This window comes from Imperialibacter sp., assembly GCF_048007035.1.
In the GTDB taxonomy this organism is placed as follows: domain Bacteria; phylum Bacteroidota; class Bacteroidia; order Cytophagales; family Cyclobacteriaceae; genus Imperialibacter.
In genome coordinates, this window is the sequence record NZ_CP180355.1 from 5,556,736 (window position 1) to 5,573,774 (window position 17,039).

A 17,039-nucleotide genomic window follows, 5' to 3' on the forward strand; every position below is an offset into this window, starting at 1 on the left:
GTTTCGGGCCGGACTATTCTCCCTTGCGAACTGAGACGGTGCTTGTGGTCTGTTGATAGGCACCAAAGATGCCGTAGCCATTCTTAACATTATTGTAGACAGGCACTGGTTCGGCAAATGGGTCTCCATCCAATGATCGCTGAAGGTTGGCCGTTTGTTTGTACTTAAACATAGAGTAGGATATCTCCCGCAGGGCAACCAAAACTTCGACTTCATCAACCGCCTCATTCCAAAACGGGTAGATATAGGTGTTGAAATTGATTTTAACTGTTTTGCCGTCTACTACATCGTCGGAAAAAGTCCAGAATTGATCCGAGTAATATTGCTCAACCGTGAAGATTCCGTCGTCGCTATCAATATGGTATTGAACCAATACCGTATCAACAACAACATACTCTCCGGTATCTTCGTCCCGTTCATAACGCAACTCCGGCCCGTACAAGCCGATTTCATAATAATTCTCGCCTTTTGGGTCATCGAATTCAATCGTCATGGTGTACCGCTGCTGGTTATACTCGTCATGAGCGTTTTTGACAAATGTTACTTTGTTGAGCTTCACATTTTGGCTGGGAACGACGTCAGTGGCAGTTACAGTTTTGTAATTGGTTTTCGACGCCTCAATAGTGTATGTGTGCCCTTTTAAAGGTTTTAATGTGCCCTGGTAGCCATCTTCATTATTCTGCACGAGGGTTTCCACAAGGACCTCGCCGTCATAGATATTGACTGTTGCTTCCGGTATTATCGAAAACTGATTGTTGCTCAGGATGTTTTGACTGGCTGTAAGTTGCACCTGAAATGTGCTGTCGGGGTTGATCGTGCTATGAACTGTGATAGAAGGTGGCTTAAGAGGAATGTCTACATCAACCACAACTTCACACGATATTGCACAAACCGCAAGTAGGACGATTAAATATCTCATAGTTTAGAATTCAAAGTTGTAACGAACAGACGGGATAATTGGGAATAAGCTGTACTGCTTAAATTTTTTGTTGCCGCTTCTATCGTAACCAATGTCCATAAAGAACGGGTTCGCTCGACTATAGGCATTGTAGGCGCCAAAGGACCAGGTTTGCTGCCCCCACTTCTTTTTCTTTGTCTTGCTCACACTCACATCGAGGCGGTGGTAAGCCCGCATTCGATAATTATTCCGTGATGGGTAATAAAGGAGCTCATCATAGAAATAATAGGTTTGCCCACCAGGCCCGGTGTTATATGACTGACCCTGACCGGCATACCTTTCCTCTGGTAAACTCACTGCATTGCCTGTGCCGTATACCCAGGTTGCGCTCAGCTCAAAGTCGTCCCGAAGTTTATAAATACCAACGAGGCTTACGTCGTGCCTCCGGTCGTATTTATAGGGATATGTTTTTCCAAAGTTCAAATCCGGAAAGGTTCTTTCAGTTCTTGAAAGCGTATAACCTATCCACCCGGAGAACCTCCCGGCCTTTTTCTGGATGAGCAGCTCTGTGCCATAACTCACTCCGTTGCCTGTCGATACTTTATCCTGCCAGTCTTTCTGAGGGTCGAGGTAGCTGGCGCCTTCGCTGTACTCGATCAGATTGGTCATGTCCTTGTAATAAGCCTCAATGCTCACTTCATAGGTTTTGGTGATGTTCTTGGCCACACCAATGGCCACCTGAGAAGAGTATTGAGGCTTGATGTTTTTGGTGGCAGGTACCCATAAGTCGGTAGGGAGGCCTATGCTGCTGTTGGTGAGCAAGTGAATGAACTGCGCCATGGTGGCATAAGAAGCTTTGATGGCCAGGCCGTTGTCGAAAAGGTAACGGGCGTTGATCCTGGGTTGCACTTTTTGGTACCAAACACTATTGACATTGAAGGCAGAAAAGTGAACTCCTGCATTGACCCTTATCGCTTTGGAGATAGTCCAGTCATCTTCAAAATAGGTGGCAAGTTCCAGTCCTCTGGTTTTGGTGGAGCCGAGGGTGGTGTCTGCATCGTTCGAAGCAGTGTAGGCCAGAATACCGGGATTGAAGGTGTGATGGATGGCGCTGGCCCCTGCTCTTAGCTGATGGTCGATATGGGGGGTAAACTCAAAGTCTGTTTTAAGTGCCAGGTCGTGAATACCGGAAAAATACCGGGTGGCGCCGCTGTCCTCGGTTGTTTCGGTAGGGGTGGTTGTCTTGTTGTAATATTCCTGAAAAATGTCGAATTGATACTTGCTATAGGTAGCTGTTACATTGCTGAATATCTTGGGAGTAAAAACGTGGTTCCACCTAAAGGCAGAAGTGATATTGCCCCACTTGAGGCCAAACTCATCTTTGTAGTCGTATCTGGTATTGTCTGATACATAAAAGTCTTTGCTTCTGGCATAGGCCTTGTCGTCGCCTGTGTAGGTGCTGAGGTAAATCCTGTCCCGGTCGGAGAAGGTGTAGTTGACCTTGGCGTTGAGGTCGTAAAAAAAATAGCCGGCTGTTTCTCCACCGTCGGTAGTGGCCTTGATCAGGGGCCTCGCCAGAATGTCGATGTAGGTACGCCGGGCGGAAACGATAAACGACGACTTTTCCTTTTTCAGCGGGCCTTCCAGTGTAAGCTTTGAAGAAATAAGGCCGATAGAGCCGGTACCTTTCAATTTTTGGTTGTTGCCCTCTTTCATGGAGATGTCAATTACTGAAGACAACCTGCCTCCATAGCGGGCAGGGAAGCCACCTTTAATTACTTCCACATTATTGATAGCGTCCGCATTAAAAACAGAGAAGAAGCCGAACAGGTGAGAGGCATTGTAAACCGGCACGCCATCAAGAAGAATGAGGTTTTGGTCAGGCCCGCCACCACGCACATACAAACCACTGCTACCTTCCGACCCTGACTGAATGCCAGGCATCAATTGCAAAGCTTTGAAAATATCGACCTCGCCAGCCAGTGCAGGCAACGATTTGATCTGATCTACCGGTATGCCGATCCTACTCATTTGCGGCATGTCAACGAGGTCTTCTTCGGCCGTCACCACTATCTCATCGAGCATGCTTTGTGGGATCAACCGGATGGAGAGCTCCACATTGCCCTTGAGATTGATGAGTGTATCTACGGGCAAATAGCCGACATAAGAAAAAACCAGGTGAACTTCTGAATAGGTGAGGGGCAGCGTGTAATAGCCGAAATGATTCGTAGTGGTGCCTTTTAAAGTGCTCTTGTCAAACACATTGGCACCAATCAGGCTTTCACCCGTTTCACGATCCCGTACGTAACCTGAAATGGTATTCGATTGAGCAAGGGTAATAGTTGTAACACATAAAAGGCTAAAAAGTAGCAGGTATCTCATGGTAAAAAAGTAGGTTGACGTTAGGTAACGTAGAAAAATGACACAAATTATATCAGATAAGTTGTGAAAACCTATGCCGTTGACGTTTTGGTCAGGGGAAAAAAAGAAAGGCGCTGAATTTCAGCGCCTTTACAAATATATGAATGTTGATGAATGATTACATCATTCCGCCCATTCCTCCGCCACCTGGCATTGGAGGCATAGACTTCTCATCTTCTGGATTTTCAGCTACTACAGCTTCGGTAGTAAGCAGAAGTGCAGCGATAGAAGCAGCATTTTCAAGCGCAAGGCGAGTTACCTTAGTTGGGTCAATCACACCAGCCTTGAACATGTTTTCGAAAGTGTCAGTGGCAGCATTGTAACCGAAGTCATTTTTGCCTTCTCTGATTTTCTGAACGATTACTGAACCTTCACCACCAGCGTTTTCAACGATGGTTCTCAAAGGAGACTCCAAAGCTACACGGATGATGTTCACACCAATCGCCTGGTCTTCGTTGTCAGTTTTCAGTTTGTCAAGAGATTCGATAGCACGGATAAGTGCAACACCACCACCAGCTACTACGCCTTCCTGAACGGCGGCTCTTGTAGCGTGAAGAGCGTCATCCACTCTGTCTTTCTTCTCTTTCATTTCCACTTCAGTGGCAGCACCGATGTAAAGGATGGCTACACCACCAGAAAGCTTAGCAAGTCTTTCCTGAAGTTTCTCACGATCGTAGTCAGAAGTTGTTGCTTCGATCTGCGCTTTGATCTGGTTCACACGACCTTTGATGTCAGCAGCAGTACCAGCACCATTTACAATAGTAGTATTGTCTTTGTCGATGTTGATTTTCTCTGCTCTTCCAAGTGAGTCAAGTGTAGCGTTTTCCAGCTTGTAGCCTCTTTCTTCAGAGATTACAGTACCACCTGTCAGGATAGCGATGTCTTCCAACATTGCTTTTCTGCGGTCGCCGAAGCCAGGAGCTTTCACAGCAGCTACTTTCAGTGCACCACGGATTTTGTTTACCACAAGCGTAGCAAGCGCTTCGCCGTCTACATCTTCAGAGATGATAACAAGTGGCTTGCCTGTTTGAGCAGTTGCTTCAAGCACTGGAAGCAATTCCTTCATGCTGCTGATCTTCTTGTCGTAGATCAGGATGTAAGGGTTCTCAAGGTCAGCTTCCATTTTCTCCGTGTTAGTCACGAAGTATGGAGAAAGGTAACCACGGTCAAACTGCATACCTTCTACAGTTCTTACCTCAGTTTCTGTTCCTTTGGCTTCTTCAACAGTGATCACACCGTCTTTACCCACTTTGTCCATTGCGTCGGCAATCATTTTACCGATTTCAGCATCACCATTAGCAGAGATACCAGCTACCTGAGCAATTTCGCTTGAGTTGTTGATAGTTTTTGACTGGCCTCTTAGGTGCTCAACAACAGAAGCAACTGCTTTGTCGATGCCACGCTTAAGATCCATTGGGTTAGCACCAGCGGCTACGTTTTTGATACCTACTGTGAATATCGCCTGTGTTAGAACAGTCGCAGTGGTAGTACCATCACCAGCAGCGTCAGCAGTTTTGGAAGCAACTTCCTTCACCAGCTGAGCTCCCATGTTTTCGATAGGGTCTTTCAATTCGATTTCTTTGGCAACTGACACACCGTCTTTTGTTACGGTAGGAGCACCAAATTTCTTGTCAAGAATGACGTTCCGACCTTTAGGTCCAAGCGTTACCTTCACTGCATTTGCAAGTGTGTCAACGCCCTTCTTCAGTTTGTTTCTTGCGTCGGTATTAAAGAAAATTTCCTTTGCCATAGTTTTCTGTGTTTTTACTCTTTACAGATAATTTTTTGTTGTCTAATTAGATAATGCCAAAAATGTCAGACTCTCTCATGATAAGGTAGTCTTTGCCATCAATGGCGATCTCAGTGCCAGAGTATTTGCCATATAGTACCTGATCACCAACTTTTACGTTGATAGGCTCATCTTTCTTGCCAGTGCCAATAGCCACGATCTGACCTTTTTGTGGCTTTTCTTTAGCAGTGTCGGGAATGATGATACCAGAAGCTGTTTTTTCTTCTGCAGGTGCTGGCTCCACCAGCACTCTGTCTGCTAATGGTTTGAAATTTACTTTTGACATATTGGTTTTGAATTTTAGTGGTTATTTAAATTCTATGTAACACCGCTTGCACATCTTGTGCCACTCATGATTTGCCTGCCAAGTCATGCCAATTTGAACCATTTTGTGCCTCAACTGTCAGTGTTGGCTTGAAAAGATGACAGTATGCCTGACAAATTTTCATTGCGTGACATAATCTCGGCGGGCAATGTCAGCCTGAGGCGGAAAAGTTGGCTTCATTTCTGCAACTACTTGACTCGTTGCTTCAGGCTTTTTATATTTTGATGTGTGATAAAAAAATCAATGAATATGGAACAATTGAAAGTAGATTGGTTAACCGATGGATTGATTGATTTTGAGTACAAGAAGTACGTGCTTTTGGCCTACCTTAAGAACGTAAGAGCGAATTTCGACGACAAAAAGCTCTATCCGTTTATGTCAGACATGGTTTTTCACTACCAAAACCTGATGACCATAAAGAGTAACAAGTCGTTGCTGTATGAAAACTTCCCTAAGTCCATCTCCAAAGCTGATTTTAGCAAGCTGAAGCTTACCTACAAAAAACTGGTGGAGGACGACGACCTGATGCTTGAAATAGAGAGTATCGTGGAGTTTGCGATGCCAAAGTTTCAGAATGCGCTGGAGGTTGGGAAGGAAATTTATGAGTATGTGGAAAGTAACCTGGAGTTTGTGCCAGTGGGTGTTACTCCCATTTACACCAACGAAGGCTATTTGTTTTTAAGCCAGGATGTGAGCAGCGATGTGAATATATACCAGTATCAGCTCACTTTCTTTGAGCAGTCGAATGAGAAGTTCAGGGGAATCAATACTCAATTTCTGAAGAGAGAAGAAAGAACGCTATCAAACACCTTCGAACAGATCAAGCTCAAGCTGGTAAAGAAGTTTGCCGATTTGCCCAACCCGGCCACTTACGCCATCGTCAGTAAACAGTTCTTCCCATTGCCGGAAACACTGCTTCCAATAGCCAAAAGACTACTTGTCCGAAACATCAGTATCTCTTAAAAAAAGAAAGCCCAGCCAACGCAAGTCGACTGGGCTTCTGTATTTTTCGGTATTCTTTTACTGCTGAGTAGTGTCAGTGTCGAGGTTCAACGGAAGAGCCTCTTCTTCAGCGCCACCATCCGTTGGCATGCCAGGTATGATCGTTTTCTCCTGCGCTCTGTTAATGTTTGGGCTATTTATTCCAGAGTCTCTGGCAGTTGTGTCAAGAAAGAAATTGGTTGACAGACTTAAAACCATGATGGCGATAGCCAAGCCCCATGTTGCTTTTTCAAGAATATCGCCTGTTTTTTTCACACCCATTACCTGGCTGGCACCTGCTCCGCCAAACTGGCTGGAAAGGCCACCACCTTTAGAATTTTGTGCCAATACTACTAATACAAGCAATAACGCTGCGAGTATTGTTAAACCTATTATTACTGCTAACATGAAGGGTTATTTTTGTAAATCTGCAATACGAGCCGCAAAGTACGCCTTTTTCTCAGGAATTTTCAAAATTAATTTCTCATAAACCTCAACGGCTCTTTCATTTTTCCCCTGCTTGGTAAGAATGAGCGCCAGATTCTCCGTTACAAGCTCGTCTTTCAACTTTTGTGAAGGCTCCGAAAGGTCTTTTGTATCTGCTTTCTGACTTTCCTGCGTCTGTGGTTTGATCGACGGATTGGTCTTTATAAAGGCGTCAATGATGCTCGCCTGATCGTTTTTTTTTATGGGGTTAGCACCAGTTTTGGCCGTTGCCGGTTTAGATGCTGAGGAGCCTGCTGCCTTGCCCTTAGTCGCTCCGGCTGATTTTTGCTTTGCCTGCCCTGAAGTGGTAGTTTTAGCTATTTTTTTTTTGGTAGCCGAAGTGTCCCTGGCAGAAGTTTTAACCGTTTTTTTTTGACTGGGTTTAGGTTTCGCCTGGTTGCTGGTTGCCTTTTTTACCGCTTTGGCCTGGGCCTCTTCAAACTCCGCATCTTCAAGCTTTCTTTCCACTTCAAGGTAGTGAGACTTGGTCTTTTTCAATGCCTCGAGGTTGGCAAACACTTGCTTCAGAAGGTCATCGTGCTCCGAGTCGCTTAGGTGCTCATGCGAACTGTAGTCGGTGTCGGATGGTGCAGGATCCGGCTCAAAAGGAGGTGCCTCAGCCTCTTCTTTTTGTGCTGGCGCTACAGCTGCCACCGGAGAAGCCTGCGGTGTTTCTGCTACCGGCTCTTCAACCACCTCAGGTTGCTCAACAGAGGGCGTTTCCTCTTTGGCAGGCTCAACAGGCGGTGACTCGATAACAGCAGTATCCCGTTGGCTGATGTTGCCCGCAAGAAGCTCTTTCAGGTACATCCTGTCGGTGGCGTACAGTGCTGCTTTCACAACGCTTTTTTGAGCATCGGGGGACGATTGGCTCTTGTTGCCAATGGCAACGAGGGTGTGGGCTCCCTGAAAATAGGGGTAGTCTGCAGCCATCTCCTCAATGTCCTTCAATTGACCGGTAGTGATGGCTTTAGGATTGCGAATGATTTGCAGTACCTCTTTTTTGTTCACAGTAAATAGGTTTATGGCAATTGAAAGTTATGAAAAATTACCAATTAGCCACAGAACTATTAAATATATCGAGAACGATCTGATCAAATATCTCTTCGACGAATGACTGTTCTTCGGATGAAAGGTTGGTGCTATTTTGATCAAAATCCCGGTAGAAGGAGAAGTTTCTGCTTTGGTAGTTGAAGGTTTCATCTTTGGTGTTCGTATAGGAAACCTTCACTGAAATAGTGATTCTGGTCAGGGCGGAATAGCTCAGTCCGGATGTGTTGTTGGCCTGGGGTGCAACCGGTGTCAGGGTGTAGTTTTCGATGGTGCCCTCAAACTGCAAATCACCTTCGTCCTGCACCAGGGTAAGGCTTGTGTTCTTAGTGAAGTAGTCCTTTAGCTTCTCAGTAAACAGCACGCTCATATTGGATGGGCCGAGCGGTGAGTTGTTGTAGAAGGTCTGGATGGAAGCTGTTTTTACATCGGGCGAAATGTTGGCACCGGTGAATGAATAGACACCACAGCCTGACAAACCACCAAGCAACAGCAGCAAACAGAGCAGGTTGCTATTCTTCAATTTCATACTGTTTGATCTTGCGGTAGAGCGTTCTTTCCGAAATGCCAAGGTCCTGTGCTGCATATTTTCTCTTATTGTTGTTTTTTAACAACGCCCGAATGATCATTTCCTTTTCTTTTTTCTCTAAAGAGAGCGACTCGTTTTCTGTTTCCTCGGCCTCATGGGTGATGTCTTCAATCCGATTGGGGTCATACTTGCCTGAATGGCCCGAAGAGGATTGGGATGGTTGAATAAGATAGGGAGTAGAAGAGGGCTCGTCGGTTATGTCCTCCACCTCCTGGTCCATGTCTTCGAAGAGGTTTTGATGATCTCTTAAAATTTCGTTTTTGCTTCCTTCGCTATCGTCCAGCAGCCTGAAAACAAGCTTTTTGAGTTCTGATACGTCCTTTTTCATATCAAAAAGGACTTTGTAAAGTATGTCTCTTTCGGAGAATGAGCTCTCGCCATTTACCTGCGACCTCAGCAATGCTGGTAGTCTCGATTCATTTTGGGGCAGATAGGTGGCCAGCCTTTCCGCAGTCACTTCCCGCTCCATTTCCAGCACCGACATTTGCTCTACCAGGTTTTTGAGCTGCCTTATGTTGCCTGGAAACCTGAACTTAAGCAGAAGAATTTTGGCCTCCGGAGTTAGCTTGATTGGAGTGACCCTGTATTTTTCGGAGAAGTCGGCTGCAAACTTTCTGAAGAGCAGGTCGACGTCTTCCCCCCGCTCCCTAAGCGCCGGCACATAGATCGGGACGGTGTTCAGTCTGTAGTACAGGTCTTCCCTGAATTTTTTGTTTTCTACGGCTTCCAGCAGGTTGACGTTGGTGGCTGCTATGACCCTTACATCACCTTTTTGCACCTTGGAAGAGCCCACCTTGATGAACTCACCATATTCCAGCACCCGGAGGAGCCGGGCTTGCGTGCTCATGGGCATTTCGCCTATTTCATCAAGGAATATGGTTCCACCGTTGGTCACTTCAAAATATCCTTTTCGAGCTTCGTGAGCACCCGTAAAAGAGCCCTTTTCGTGACCGAAAAGCTCAGAATCGATAGTGCCCTCAGGAATGGCGCCGCAGTTGATGGCAATGAACTGGCCATGCTTGCGGTGACTGAGCGAATGAATGATTTTGGAAAAGGATTCCTTACCGCTGCCACTTTCGCCGGTGATGAGCACACTCATGTCGGTGGGTGCCACCTGCGAGGCTACCTGAATAGCGTGATTGAGCGCCGGACTGCTGCCAACGATACCAAACCTCTGCTTTATACTCTGAATTTCCTCGTCTCTCACTGCCATCAACGTCTGTGAACAAAAATAAAAGTGTGATTACTTAACGGCCTCTCCAAGGAGCGTTCCGCCTGTGCATTCTTTTACCAGCACCTCGACATACTGCCCTTTTTTGAATTGCTCTTTCGGGAAAACGATTACTTTATTGGCGGAATTGCGACCCTGAAGATGTAATTCAGACTTTTTGGAGGCTCCTTCAATCAGTACTGTATGTACTTTATTTAACTCCCGCTGATTTCTTTCCAGCGCATGAAGCCTTTGTTTATCGATGATCTCCTGCAATCTGCGTTTCTTTACCTCCAACGGTACATCGTCTACATACTTCTTTGCTGCCAACGTGCCAGGCCGCTCTGAGTAATAAAACATGTAAGCAAAGTCGTAGATGACGTAGTCCATCAGCGACAGCGTATCCTGGTGCTCTTCCTCGGTTTCGTTGCAAAAGCCTGCAATCATGTCTGACGAAATGCCGCAATCTTCGCCGAGTATCCGGCGAATGGCATCGACCCGGTTGATATACCACTCACGGTCGTAGGTGCGGTTCATCCTGTCGAGTACGGCTGAGTTCCCGCTTTGAACTGGTAAGTGAATGTATTTACAGATGTTGTCATACTTTTTCATTGTATGCAACACCTCGTCGGTAATGTCTTTTGGGTGAGAGGTAGAAAACCTGATCCTCAAATCAGGATGCACCTTTGCCACCATTTCGAGCAGGTGTGCAAAGTTGACTACGTCCTCTATTCCCTCTTTCTCTAGTCTTGCCTTGTTGTTTTCAAGGTGCGACCACTTATAGGAGTCTACATTTTGGCCCAGCAGCGTCACTTCCCTGTAGCCATCATTGAACAGTTGGGTGGCCTCAGCTACAATAGAATAGGGGTCACGGCTGCGCTCTCTGCCACGGGTGAAGGGCACAACACAGAAGGAGCACATGTTGTCGCAGCCCCTCATGATAGAGATAAAGGCTGTTACGCCGTTGGAATTGAGCCTGACCGGACTGATATCGGCGTAGGTTTCTTCTCTTGAAAGGAACGTGTTGACGCCTTTTTCGCCTTCTTCGGCCTGCCCCACCAGGAGCGGGAGGTCTCTGTAAGCATCCGGGCCCACTACCAGATCCACGATCTTTTCTTCCTCCAGCAACTTTGACTTTAGTCGCTCGGCCATGCAGCCCAACACCCCTATGAGCACTTCCGGCTTGCGTTTTTTCACGGTTTGAAACTGACCAAGGCGGTGTCTGACAGTTTGTTCTGCCTTTTCTCTGATAGAACAGGTGTTTAGTAAAATAAGGTCAGCATCCTCGTAAGAAGAGGTAGTGTCAAAGCCATCTTTTTTTAGAATAGAAGTCACTATTTCACTGTCTGAAAAATTCATCTGACAGCCGTACGACTCGATGTACATTTTTCTTGCTGTGGGGTTATTCGACTCCTTCGATATTTTGACAGTCTCGCAGGCGGCTTCCTCCGGAGAGATGATGTCTATGTCGTTAATTATTTGATCCATATGCTTTAAACACAAACTGGGAGCGCAAAAGCAGCACCTCATTCAATAAGTGTGCAAAGTTAACAATTGGGCATGAAAATGACAGAATGGCAGTAAAATAAAAAGGAGACAACAAGCCTCCTTCTTATTTTCATACATCAAATAATTAAACCTACCTAAAACTCAGTTGCGCTTGCTTTGCTGACACCCACAGAGCAATTTCTTATTGCTTATCGCCTATAATAGAATGGCGCTTGGTTGGTAAACTACCCGGGCGCAATTATGTTTGCGGTATTATATTATTTTTTGAGAAGAAAAAGTTCAGCAAAGTCATTCCTATGGCATTAATCAAAGCTGTAAAAGGCAAATACCCCAGCTTCGGAGTTAACTGTTGGTTTGCAGAAAATGCAACCATTGTGGGTGAAGTAGAAATGGGCAACAATTGTACGGTGTGGTTCAATGCGGTTGTGCGGGGGGATGTGAATGTCATTAAAATAGGTGACAATACGAATATCCAGGACGGCGCAGTGATTCACTGCACTTACCAGAAGTTTGCGACTACCATTGGCAGCAATGTTTCGATTGGGCACAATGCCATTGTACACGGTTGCACTATACACGACAATGTGCTGGTGGGCATGGGTGCCATAGTAATGGATGGGGTAGTGGTAGAGTCGGAGGCTTTGATTGCTGCAGGGGCGGTTGTGCTGGAGGGAACAAGGGTGGAGAGTGGTTTTATTTACGCCGGAGTGCCTGCGAAGAAAGTAAAGCCTGTCAATGACGAGCTTCGTCAGGTATTCACACGGACGGCAGGTAATTATATCAAGTATTCAGAATGGTTTAAATAGGTTCACTATGAGTCAGTTTTTAGTTTCGCAGGTGTTGGATCAGAGGCCGGCTTACGATGAGTATCCCGCCTTCTATCACAAATATGTCGACGCCCTTCCATCGGGCAATTTGCTGCATATTCTCGAAGACCAGCTGCACACATTTTCTTTCATGCTTGAGAGAATCGAAAAAGACCAGTGGGACTATCGGTATGCCGAAGGTAAGTGGTCGGTAAAAGAAGTGCTCGGCCATATTATCGACGCTGAAAGGGTGTTTGCTTTCAGAGCGGCCACGTTTGCCAGAGGCGATAAAAACGAGCTTCCGGGGTTTGATGAGAACGCCTATGTTGAAGAAAGTGACCTTGCCGAGGTCAGCCCTGAAAGCCTGCTGCTACAGTTTAGCCATTTGAGGAAGAGCAACATTCTTCTCTATGCTTCATTCACCAGGGAGGCGATTTCGAGAACGGGCGTTTCCAATGGGAAGTCAATAAGCGTGGCTGCGATTGTATTCATCACTGCCGGCCATTTGCAGCACCATATGAATATATTGAAAGAACGTTACGGCCTGTAGCCTATGTTTAAGTACGACCCCAATAGGAAATACCCAAAGGAGACAGAAATGAAGGCAGTGATTCGCTTTCAGGACTGCGACCCGCTGCAGCATTTGAACAATGCCAAGTACTTCGATTATTTCTTCAATGCGAGAGAAGACCAGGTGCCGAAGCTTTACGACATCGAACCATCTGAAATTTTCATCAAGTACAAGCAGTCGTGGGTGGTGTACAATCACCAGATCGCCTATGTAAGGGCGGCGATGATGGGGGAGTGGGTGACACTGATCTCCAGGATTATTTGGCACGACAAACAGAATGTGCTGGTAGAATATGTGATGCTCAACAAGGAAAAGACGCAGCTGAAGACCGTGCTATGGACCCATCTTCGCTATATTGATGTGATGAAAGGGAAGTCAGCGGATCATCCGGAAGTGATCGAGAATTATCTGAAAGCGGCTTCAATTGAGGGATTTGACCATACTTTGATTACTTTTAACGAAAGAATTAAACAAATAAAGGACGGACTAATAAGCCTATGAATTTCCTGATCAAGCTTCTACTCTCAGCTATTTCGGTAATCCTTACCTCTTACTTATTGCCAGGTGTTACTGTCGAAGGATTTTGGGTTGCCTTTCTGGTGGCTGTGTTTCTTTCGCTGCTCAACGTAACGCTAAAGCCAATTCTGGTGTTGTTTACCATTCCCATTACTTTTTTAACGCTGGGGCTGTTTCTTTTGGTGATCAACGCACTGATCATTATGATTGCCGACTACTTTATCGATGGTTTCTACATAGATAACTTCTGGTGGGCCCTTGCCTTCAGTCTTATTCTCTCCATCATCAATTCTATGCTGAATGAGCTGAGCGCCAAATCAGACAACCCTGATCGCCGTCGTTAGGCGTTGATTTTGTCCTTTTGAATCTTACTCAAAGGGGCATTCTTTTCAATGTACTGGATGATTTTTCCGGCAACATCAACACCGGTGGCGGACTCAATGCCTTTGAGGCCAGGCGATGAATTCACCTCAATAATTAATGGTCCTCTCGACGACTGCAGCATGTCGACACCAGCTACCTGAAGCCCAAGTGCTTTGGCCGCTTTGATGGCTGCAGCAGTTTCTACCTTGCTCAGTTTGATGATGTCGGAGCTGCCGCCCCTGTGTAAATTGGAACGAAACTCACCTTCTTTCCCCTGCCTTTTCATGGCACCCACCACCTTGCCATCAACCACAAAGGCCCTGATGTCGGCCCCTTTTGACTCCTTGATGAACTCCTGCACAATGATCCGGGCTTTCAGGTTGTGAAAAGCCTGGATAACCGAAGCAGCAGCCTTCTTTGTTTCAGCCAGCACCACGCCAAGCCCCTGCGTTCCTTCCAAAAGCTTGATGATGACAGGCGCACCGCCCACCTCTGAAATGATTTCATCTACATCCATGCTGTAGTTGGTGAATACCGTTTTGGGCAAGCCAAGCCCGTCTCTGGAGAGTATCTGGAGGCTGCGCAGCTTGTCTCTTGAGCGGATAAGCGCCTGTGATTCCACTGTGGAAAACACCTTTTTCATTTCGAATTGCCTGACAACAGCCGACCCATAGAAGGTCACGGATGCACCTATCCTCGGAATGACGGCATCGTAGTTTTCCAGGTATTTTCCATTATAATAGATGGCTGGTTTTTTCTGCTCGGTGATGATGATGCATTTCAGATGGTCGATCACATCTACCTCGTGCCCATGTTGTAGGGCAGCTTCGACCAGTCGTTGGGTAGAATAGAGTTTTGCATTGCGAGACAGGATGGCAATTTTCATCAAACGGGGACTTTTTTCTAATGTGGTTAATGTCGCCGAAAGGTAGGCTAATTCGCCAATAGTCCAAAAAAGTTGGGGTGACTGATGAAAATATATGAGCAGGGCAGCCGGTGAAAAGAGGCAGCAGGCGACGCTGGAAAGATCATTTTGAAACAGCCCGATTCCAAATGTCCAGGTAGATCTTCCATTGTCCATCCAGCTTTTTCCAAACAATCACATACTTTCCCCTCACGCCCTGGAACGGGTTGCCATCATTGATGCCGCTTACTTCGTAGTAGCCATGGTCATAGGCAGTGCTGCCATTAACGACGATTTCCACCGGATATATCTTGTGGAAGGTTGTAGTAGTGCCTGGCCTTGGTGTCCAATACGACTTAATGTCTTTGGTTCCTTTGATGATGTCAAACCCGTTTGGGAAGATCGATGCGTCTGGAGTGTAGGCATTGGCAATGGCGTCTGTGTCCCTATGGACTATGGCGTCAGAAAAGGCGGCGATATTCCTCCTGATAATCGTATCATCGTCGATTTGGGCGTAGGCCGCTACCGAGTAGGAGAGTAAGAAGAGAAGAAATATTGTTTTCATTTTTTTATTCTGAGAGTCCGGAATAGTCGAGTACAAACTGGGGGCAGCGAGGCTCACCCTTAAAGAAGTCGCCCTTTTTCCCTTGTGTAATGGCCCATCTGTCCATCCAGGAGATGCCGGCGTTTCCAACAAAATGATCGGGAGTAGAGTAGGCGTCGTCTTTCAGGGCCTCGGCGAGGCTGACAAAGCTGTAGCCAATGCTCTGATAGGCATCCAGCAGCTCTCCCAGGTAGTGGGCGTTCAGCAGGTTTTCGTGAATGAGCAAAGTGTGTGCAATGGGCCTGCCGAAAAGTTTCATGCTTTGCTGCTCATAGTATTTTACTTTTTCGGCCATGTAGCTGATGTAGGCAGTGCCTATTTTGTCCATCATTGCCTTGTCCGATGATTTGTAAGCCTTATCGAAGGCACTGGCGAAAATCCATTCTGAGTTGTCGATGGTGACAGGCGCTTCGATGTACCCGTGGGCTGGCAGGTACTCTTCCAACGCTTTTACCTTTTCTTCGGTGTTTCCCCTATGCAAGTAGGGGTGCCTGAAGTATTGGTAGGGCTTTCCAGCCTCAGCCATCAATTTTTTAGTGACGGGTTGCCCTTTTTCAACGATCTCAAAGAATTGCTCTGGTGTTAGCTGATTGTAATCTTTATGGCTGTAGGTATGGTTGCCCAGCTCGAGCCCACTGCTGGTCCAGGCAGCCAGCATGTCGTAGCGATAGTCAATGATGGTGCCGCCACGGTACAGCTTCTGCTCGTTAACGAACCCTATGGCTGGCACTTTTCTCTTCGTGAGGTGAGCAAGCAGTCTTTTGTTCATTTCTATCAACGTCACGGAATCGTGGCCTCCCATTTGTGCTGGCAGGTCGTCGATGGTGATAGCCATTGTCTTAGGTTGTGCTACTGCACCAAGGCTGGCAAGGAGGAGCAGGGCAAGCAGTTTGTTTTTCATTCTTTGATCAGGTTAAATAATCGGCTCCAGCGGATTCGTGCGGGCAATGTATACCAGGGCCCTTCCACTGAGGAAAATAATACCATGACTGGCTTACCAACGATGTGGTCTTCGGGAACAAAGCCCCACGTTCTTGAGTCCTCGGAGTTGTGTCGGTTGTCGCCCATCATGAAGTAGTAATTTTGCTGGAAAGTGTAAGTACTCGTTTTGTAGCCGTTAATATAGAGCTTTCCGTCTGTGATTTCTGCATTTTTCCAGCCTTCGAAACGTACGATCACTGCGCCGTACACCGGCAGGCTTTGGTCATTGATTTCAATAGTGTCTCCCTTTGCCGGCACCCATACCGGGCCAAAACTATCGGTTGTCCAGCCGTGTGGCGCTGCCTTGGGAAAGCTCGCCGAATCGCCGAAGCTGTAGTTCATAGCCACATGCTCTACTTTGCTAATGAACGGCAGCTGTTTGATTCTTTCGGCGGTGGCGGGTTCGGTCTGCACGTAGTAGCCGCCGTTCACTTCCTGGTGCTCACTTATGTTGTTGGCTTCAAAGAAACGATCTTTCAGTGGCTGCTTGCCAGCAACGAAATAGCTTGACTGGAGGTGAGCTGGCAGTGCCATGATACTGTCATTTACTATCAGCAAACCTTCGGCTACTTTCAGCGAGTCGCCCGGCAGCCCTACGCACCGCTTCACCCAATGCGACTTCAGGTCAGTGGGGTGCTGGTCTTCGTACGGATAGTTGAAAACCACCGGCTCCATCCGCCTCACCTGCCTCAAGCCGGGCAGCCGGTACATAGGCAGCTGTATCCAGTTGACATAGGAAGGGATTTCGGTGCCCCAGAACTTTTGATGAGTGAGGGGAAACTGGATAGGCGTGGCCAGGGTGCGGGTGCCATAATGCAGCTTGCTCACCACAATCTCGTCGCCCACCAGCATACTCCCTTCCATAGAGGGCGTGGGAATGATGAATTGTTCGAACAGCAGCCAGCGGAACAGCGTGGCCACCACAACGGCAAACAGGATGGACTCTCCCCAGTCTTTCAGGGCAGACTTCTTCTGTTTACCCGCTTTGGCAGGCATGGTATCAATCATGGGAGACCGATTTAATTAATGGAGAATG

Annotated in this window: 18 protein-coding genes; 5 read left to right on the top strand and 13 right to left on the bottom strand. The window is 46.8% G+C overall.

Going from position 1 to position 17,039, the window contains the following annotated elements; translation table 11 throughout:
- Window positions 1–13 precede the first annotated feature (13 nt).
- The 4 genes from ACMVP2_RS23890 to ACMVP2_RS23905 form a co-directional block, all read right to left on the bottom strand.
- Window positions 14–919 carry a DUF4249 domain-containing protein gene (locus ACMVP2_RS23890; protein ID WP_416865418.1) on the bottom strand — a complete coding sequence of 302 codons (906 nt, stop codon included), beginning with the start codon at window positions 917–919 and terminating at the stop codon, window positions 14–16.
- 3 nt (window positions 920–922) lie between these two features.
- Window positions 923–3,280 carry a TonB-dependent receptor gene (locus tag ACMVP2_RS23895; protein ID WP_416865419.1) on the bottom strand — a complete coding sequence of 786 codons (2,358 nt, stop codon included), beginning with the start codon at window positions 3,278–3,280 and terminating at the stop codon, window positions 923–925.
- 157 nt (window positions 3,281–3,437) lie between these two features.
- Window positions 3,438–5,069, bottom strand: a complete 1,632-nt coding sequence (groL, locus tag ACMVP2_RS23900; RefSeq protein WP_317491387.1) for a chaperonin GroEL — start codon at window positions 5,067–5,069, stop codon at window positions 3,438–3,440.
- A gap of 46 nt (window positions 5,070–5,115) precedes the next feature.
- Entirely contained in the window at window positions 5,116–5,394 is a 279-nt protein-coding gene (locus ACMVP2_RS23905) for a co-chaperone GroES (protein WP_151999945.1), read from the bottom strand.
- 288 nt (window positions 5,395–5,682) lie between these two features.
- Here ACMVP2_RS23905 and ACMVP2_RS23910 point away from each other — a divergent pair, with 288 nt between their 5' ends.
- The gene (locus ACMVP2_RS23910; protein WP_416865420.1) at window positions 5,683–6,396 is read left to right on the top strand and encodes a hypothetical protein; all 714 of its coding nucleotides are present in this window, start codon (window positions 5,683–5,685) and stop codon (window positions 6,394–6,396) included.
- 57 nt (window positions 6,397–6,453) lie between these two features.
- Here the strand turns inward: ACMVP2_RS23910 and secG are convergent, their stop codons facing one another.
- From secG to miaB, 5 genes are read right to left on the bottom strand one after another with little or no spacing between them, the layout of a single operon-like run.
- A complete protein-coding gene (gene secG / locus ACMVP2_RS23915; protein WP_339792324.1) occupies window positions 6,454–6,822 on the bottom strand; it encodes a preprotein translocase subunit SecG in 369 nt (122 codons plus the stop codon).
- 6 nt (window positions 6,823–6,828) lie between these two features.
- Window positions 6,829–7,911 (bottom strand): hypothetical protein, encoded by a 1,083-nt coding sequence (locus tag ACMVP2_RS23920; protein ID WP_416865421.1) that lies wholly within the window; start codon window positions 7,909–7,911, stop codon window positions 6,829–6,831.
- Between the two features lie 37 nt (window positions 7,912–7,948).
- The gene (lptE, locus tag ACMVP2_RS23925) at window positions 7,949–8,479 is read right to left on the bottom strand and encodes an LPS assembly lipoprotein LptE (protein ID WP_416865422.1); all 531 of its coding nucleotides are present in this window, start codon (window positions 8,477–8,479) and stop codon (window positions 7,949–7,951) included.
- Entirely contained in the window at window positions 8,463–9,752 is a 1,290-nt protein-coding gene (locus tag ACMVP2_RS23930) for a sigma-54 dependent transcriptional regulator (RefSeq protein ID WP_339792318.1), read from the bottom strand. The genes lptE and ACMVP2_RS23930 overlap by 17 nt, the downstream gene beginning before the upstream one ends.
- A 30-nt stretch (window positions 9,753–9,782) precedes the next feature.
- Window positions 9,783–11,237, bottom strand: coding sequence for a tRNA (N6-isopentenyl adenosine(37)-C2)-methylthiotransferase MiaB (gene miaB / locus ACMVP2_RS23935; protein ID WP_416865423.1), 1,455 nt, complete (start codon window positions 11,235–11,237; stop codon window positions 9,783–9,785).
- 317 nt (window positions 11,238–11,554) lie between these two features.
- Between miaB and ACMVP2_RS23940 the strand changes: the two genes are divergently transcribed.
- From ACMVP2_RS23940 to ACMVP2_RS23955, 4 genes are read left to right on the top strand one after another with little or no spacing between them, the layout of a single operon-like run.
- Window positions 11,555–12,064: a gamma carbonic anhydrase family protein gene (locus ACMVP2_RS23940; RefSeq protein ID WP_416865424.1), complete on the top strand. Its 510-nt coding sequence runs from the start codon at window positions 11,555–11,557 to the stop codon at window positions 12,062–12,064.
- A 7-nt stretch (window positions 12,065–12,071) separates the two neighbouring features.
- Window positions 12,072–12,614 carry a DinB family protein gene (locus ACMVP2_RS23945; protein WP_416865425.1) on the top strand — a complete coding sequence of 181 codons (543 nt, stop codon included), beginning with the start codon at window positions 12,072–12,074 and terminating at the stop codon, window positions 12,612–12,614.
- Between the two features lie 3 nt (window positions 12,615–12,617).
- Window positions 12,618–13,136: an acyl-CoA thioesterase gene (locus ACMVP2_RS23950; RefSeq protein ID WP_416865426.1), complete on the top strand. Its 519-nt coding sequence runs from the start codon at window positions 12,618–12,620 to the stop codon at window positions 13,134–13,136.
- Window positions 13,133–13,495, top strand: coding sequence for a phage holin family protein (locus ACMVP2_RS23955; protein WP_317491396.1), 363 nt, complete (start codon window positions 13,133–13,135; stop codon window positions 13,493–13,495). Before ACMVP2_RS23950 ends, ACMVP2_RS23955 begins: the two co-directional genes overlap by 4 nt.
- On the opposite strand, the gene rimK is transcribed toward ACMVP2_RS23955, so the two are convergent.
- The 4 genes from rimK to lepB form a co-directional block, all read right to left on the bottom strand.
- Window positions 13,492–14,400 (bottom strand): 30S ribosomal protein S6--L-glutamate ligase, encoded by a 909-nt coding sequence (gene rimK / locus ACMVP2_RS23960; RefSeq protein ID WP_350123824.1) that lies wholly within the window; start codon window positions 14,398–14,400, stop codon window positions 13,492–13,494. The two genes, ACMVP2_RS23955 and rimK, sit on opposite strands and share 4 nt — an antisense overlap.
- A 142-nt stretch (window positions 14,401–14,542) precedes the next feature.
- The gene (locus ACMVP2_RS23965) at window positions 14,543–14,983 is read right to left on the bottom strand and encodes a YybH family protein (RefSeq protein WP_416865427.1); all 441 of its coding nucleotides are present in this window, start codon (window positions 14,981–14,983) and stop codon (window positions 14,543–14,545) included.
- Window positions 14,984–14,987: 4 nt separating this feature from the next.
- Window positions 14,988–15,923 (bottom strand): polysaccharide deacetylase family protein, encoded by a 936-nt coding sequence (locus tag ACMVP2_RS23970; protein ID WP_416865428.1) that lies wholly within the window; start codon window positions 15,921–15,923, stop codon window positions 14,988–14,990.
- Window positions 15,920–17,011: a signal peptidase I gene (lepB, locus tag ACMVP2_RS23975; protein WP_416865429.1), complete on the bottom strand. Its 1,092-nt coding sequence runs from the start codon at window positions 17,009–17,011 to the stop codon at window positions 15,920–15,922. Before lepB ends, ACMVP2_RS23970 begins: the two co-directional genes overlap by 4 nt.
- Window positions 17,012–17,039 lie beyond the last annotated feature (28 nt).

Bases quoted from the DNA above. Each gene is read 5' to 3' on its own strand.
- ACMVP2_RS23890 (WP_416865418.1), bottom strand. From the start codon at position 919: ATGAGATATTTAATCGTCCTACTTGCGGTTTGTGCAATATCGTGTGAA.
- ACMVP2_RS23895 (WP_416865419.1), bottom strand. From the start codon at position 3,280: ATGAGATACCTGCTACTTTTTAGCCTTTTATGTGTTACAACTATTACC.
- groL (WP_317491387.1), bottom strand. From the start codon at position 5,069: ATGGCAAAGGAAATTTTCTTTAATACCGACGCAAGAAACAAACTGAAG.
- ACMVP2_RS23905 (WP_151999945.1), bottom strand. From the start codon at position 5,394: ATGTCAAAAGTAAATTTCAAACCATTAGCAGACAGAGTGCTGGTGGAG.
- ACMVP2_RS23910 (WP_416865420.1), top strand. From the start codon at position 5,683: ATGGAACAATTGAAAGTAGATTGGTTAACCGATGGATTGATTGATTTT.
- secG (WP_339792324.1), bottom strand. From the start codon at position 6,822: ATGTTAGCAGTAATAATAGGTTTAACAATACTCGCAGCGTTATTGCTT.
- lptE (WP_416865422.1), bottom strand. From the start codon at position 8,479: ATGAAATTGAAGAATAGCAACCTGCTCTGTTTGCTGCTGTTGCTTGGT.
- ACMVP2_RS23930 (WP_339792318.1), bottom strand. From the start codon at position 9,752: ATGGCAGTGAGAGACGAGGAAATTCAGAGTATAAAGCAGAGGTTTGGT.
- miaB (WP_416865423.1), bottom strand. From the start codon at position 11,237: ATGGATCAAATAATTAACGACATAGACATCATCTCTCCGGAGGAAGCC.
- ACMVP2_RS23940 (WP_416865424.1), top strand. From the start codon at position 11,555: ATGGCATTAATCAAAGCTGTAAAAGGCAAATACCCCAGCTTCGGAGTT.
- ACMVP2_RS23945 (WP_416865425.1), top strand. From the start codon at position 12,072: ATGAGTCAGTTTTTAGTTTCGCAGGTGTTGGATCAGAGGCCGGCTTAC.
- ACMVP2_RS23950 (WP_416865426.1), top strand. From the start codon at position 12,618: ATGTTTAAGTACGACCCCAATAGGAAATACCCAAAGGAGACAGAAATG.
- ACMVP2_RS23955 (WP_317491396.1), top strand. From the start codon at position 13,133: ATGAATTTCCTGATCAAGCTTCTACTCTCAGCTATTTCGGTAATCCTT.
- rimK (WP_350123824.1), bottom strand. From the start codon at position 14,400: ATGAAAATTGCCATCCTGTCTCGCAATGCAAAACTCTATTCTACCCAA.
- ACMVP2_RS23965 (WP_416865427.1), bottom strand. From the start codon at position 14,983: ATGAAAACAATATTTCTTCTCTTCTTACTCTCCTACTCGGTAGCGGCC.
- ACMVP2_RS23970 (WP_416865428.1), bottom strand. From the start codon at position 15,923: ATGAAAAACAAACTGCTTGCCCTGCTCCTCCTTGCCAGCCTTGGTGCA.
- lepB (WP_416865429.1), bottom strand. From the start codon at position 17,011: ATGATTGATACCATGCCTGCCAAAGCGGGTAAACAGAAGAAGTCTGCC.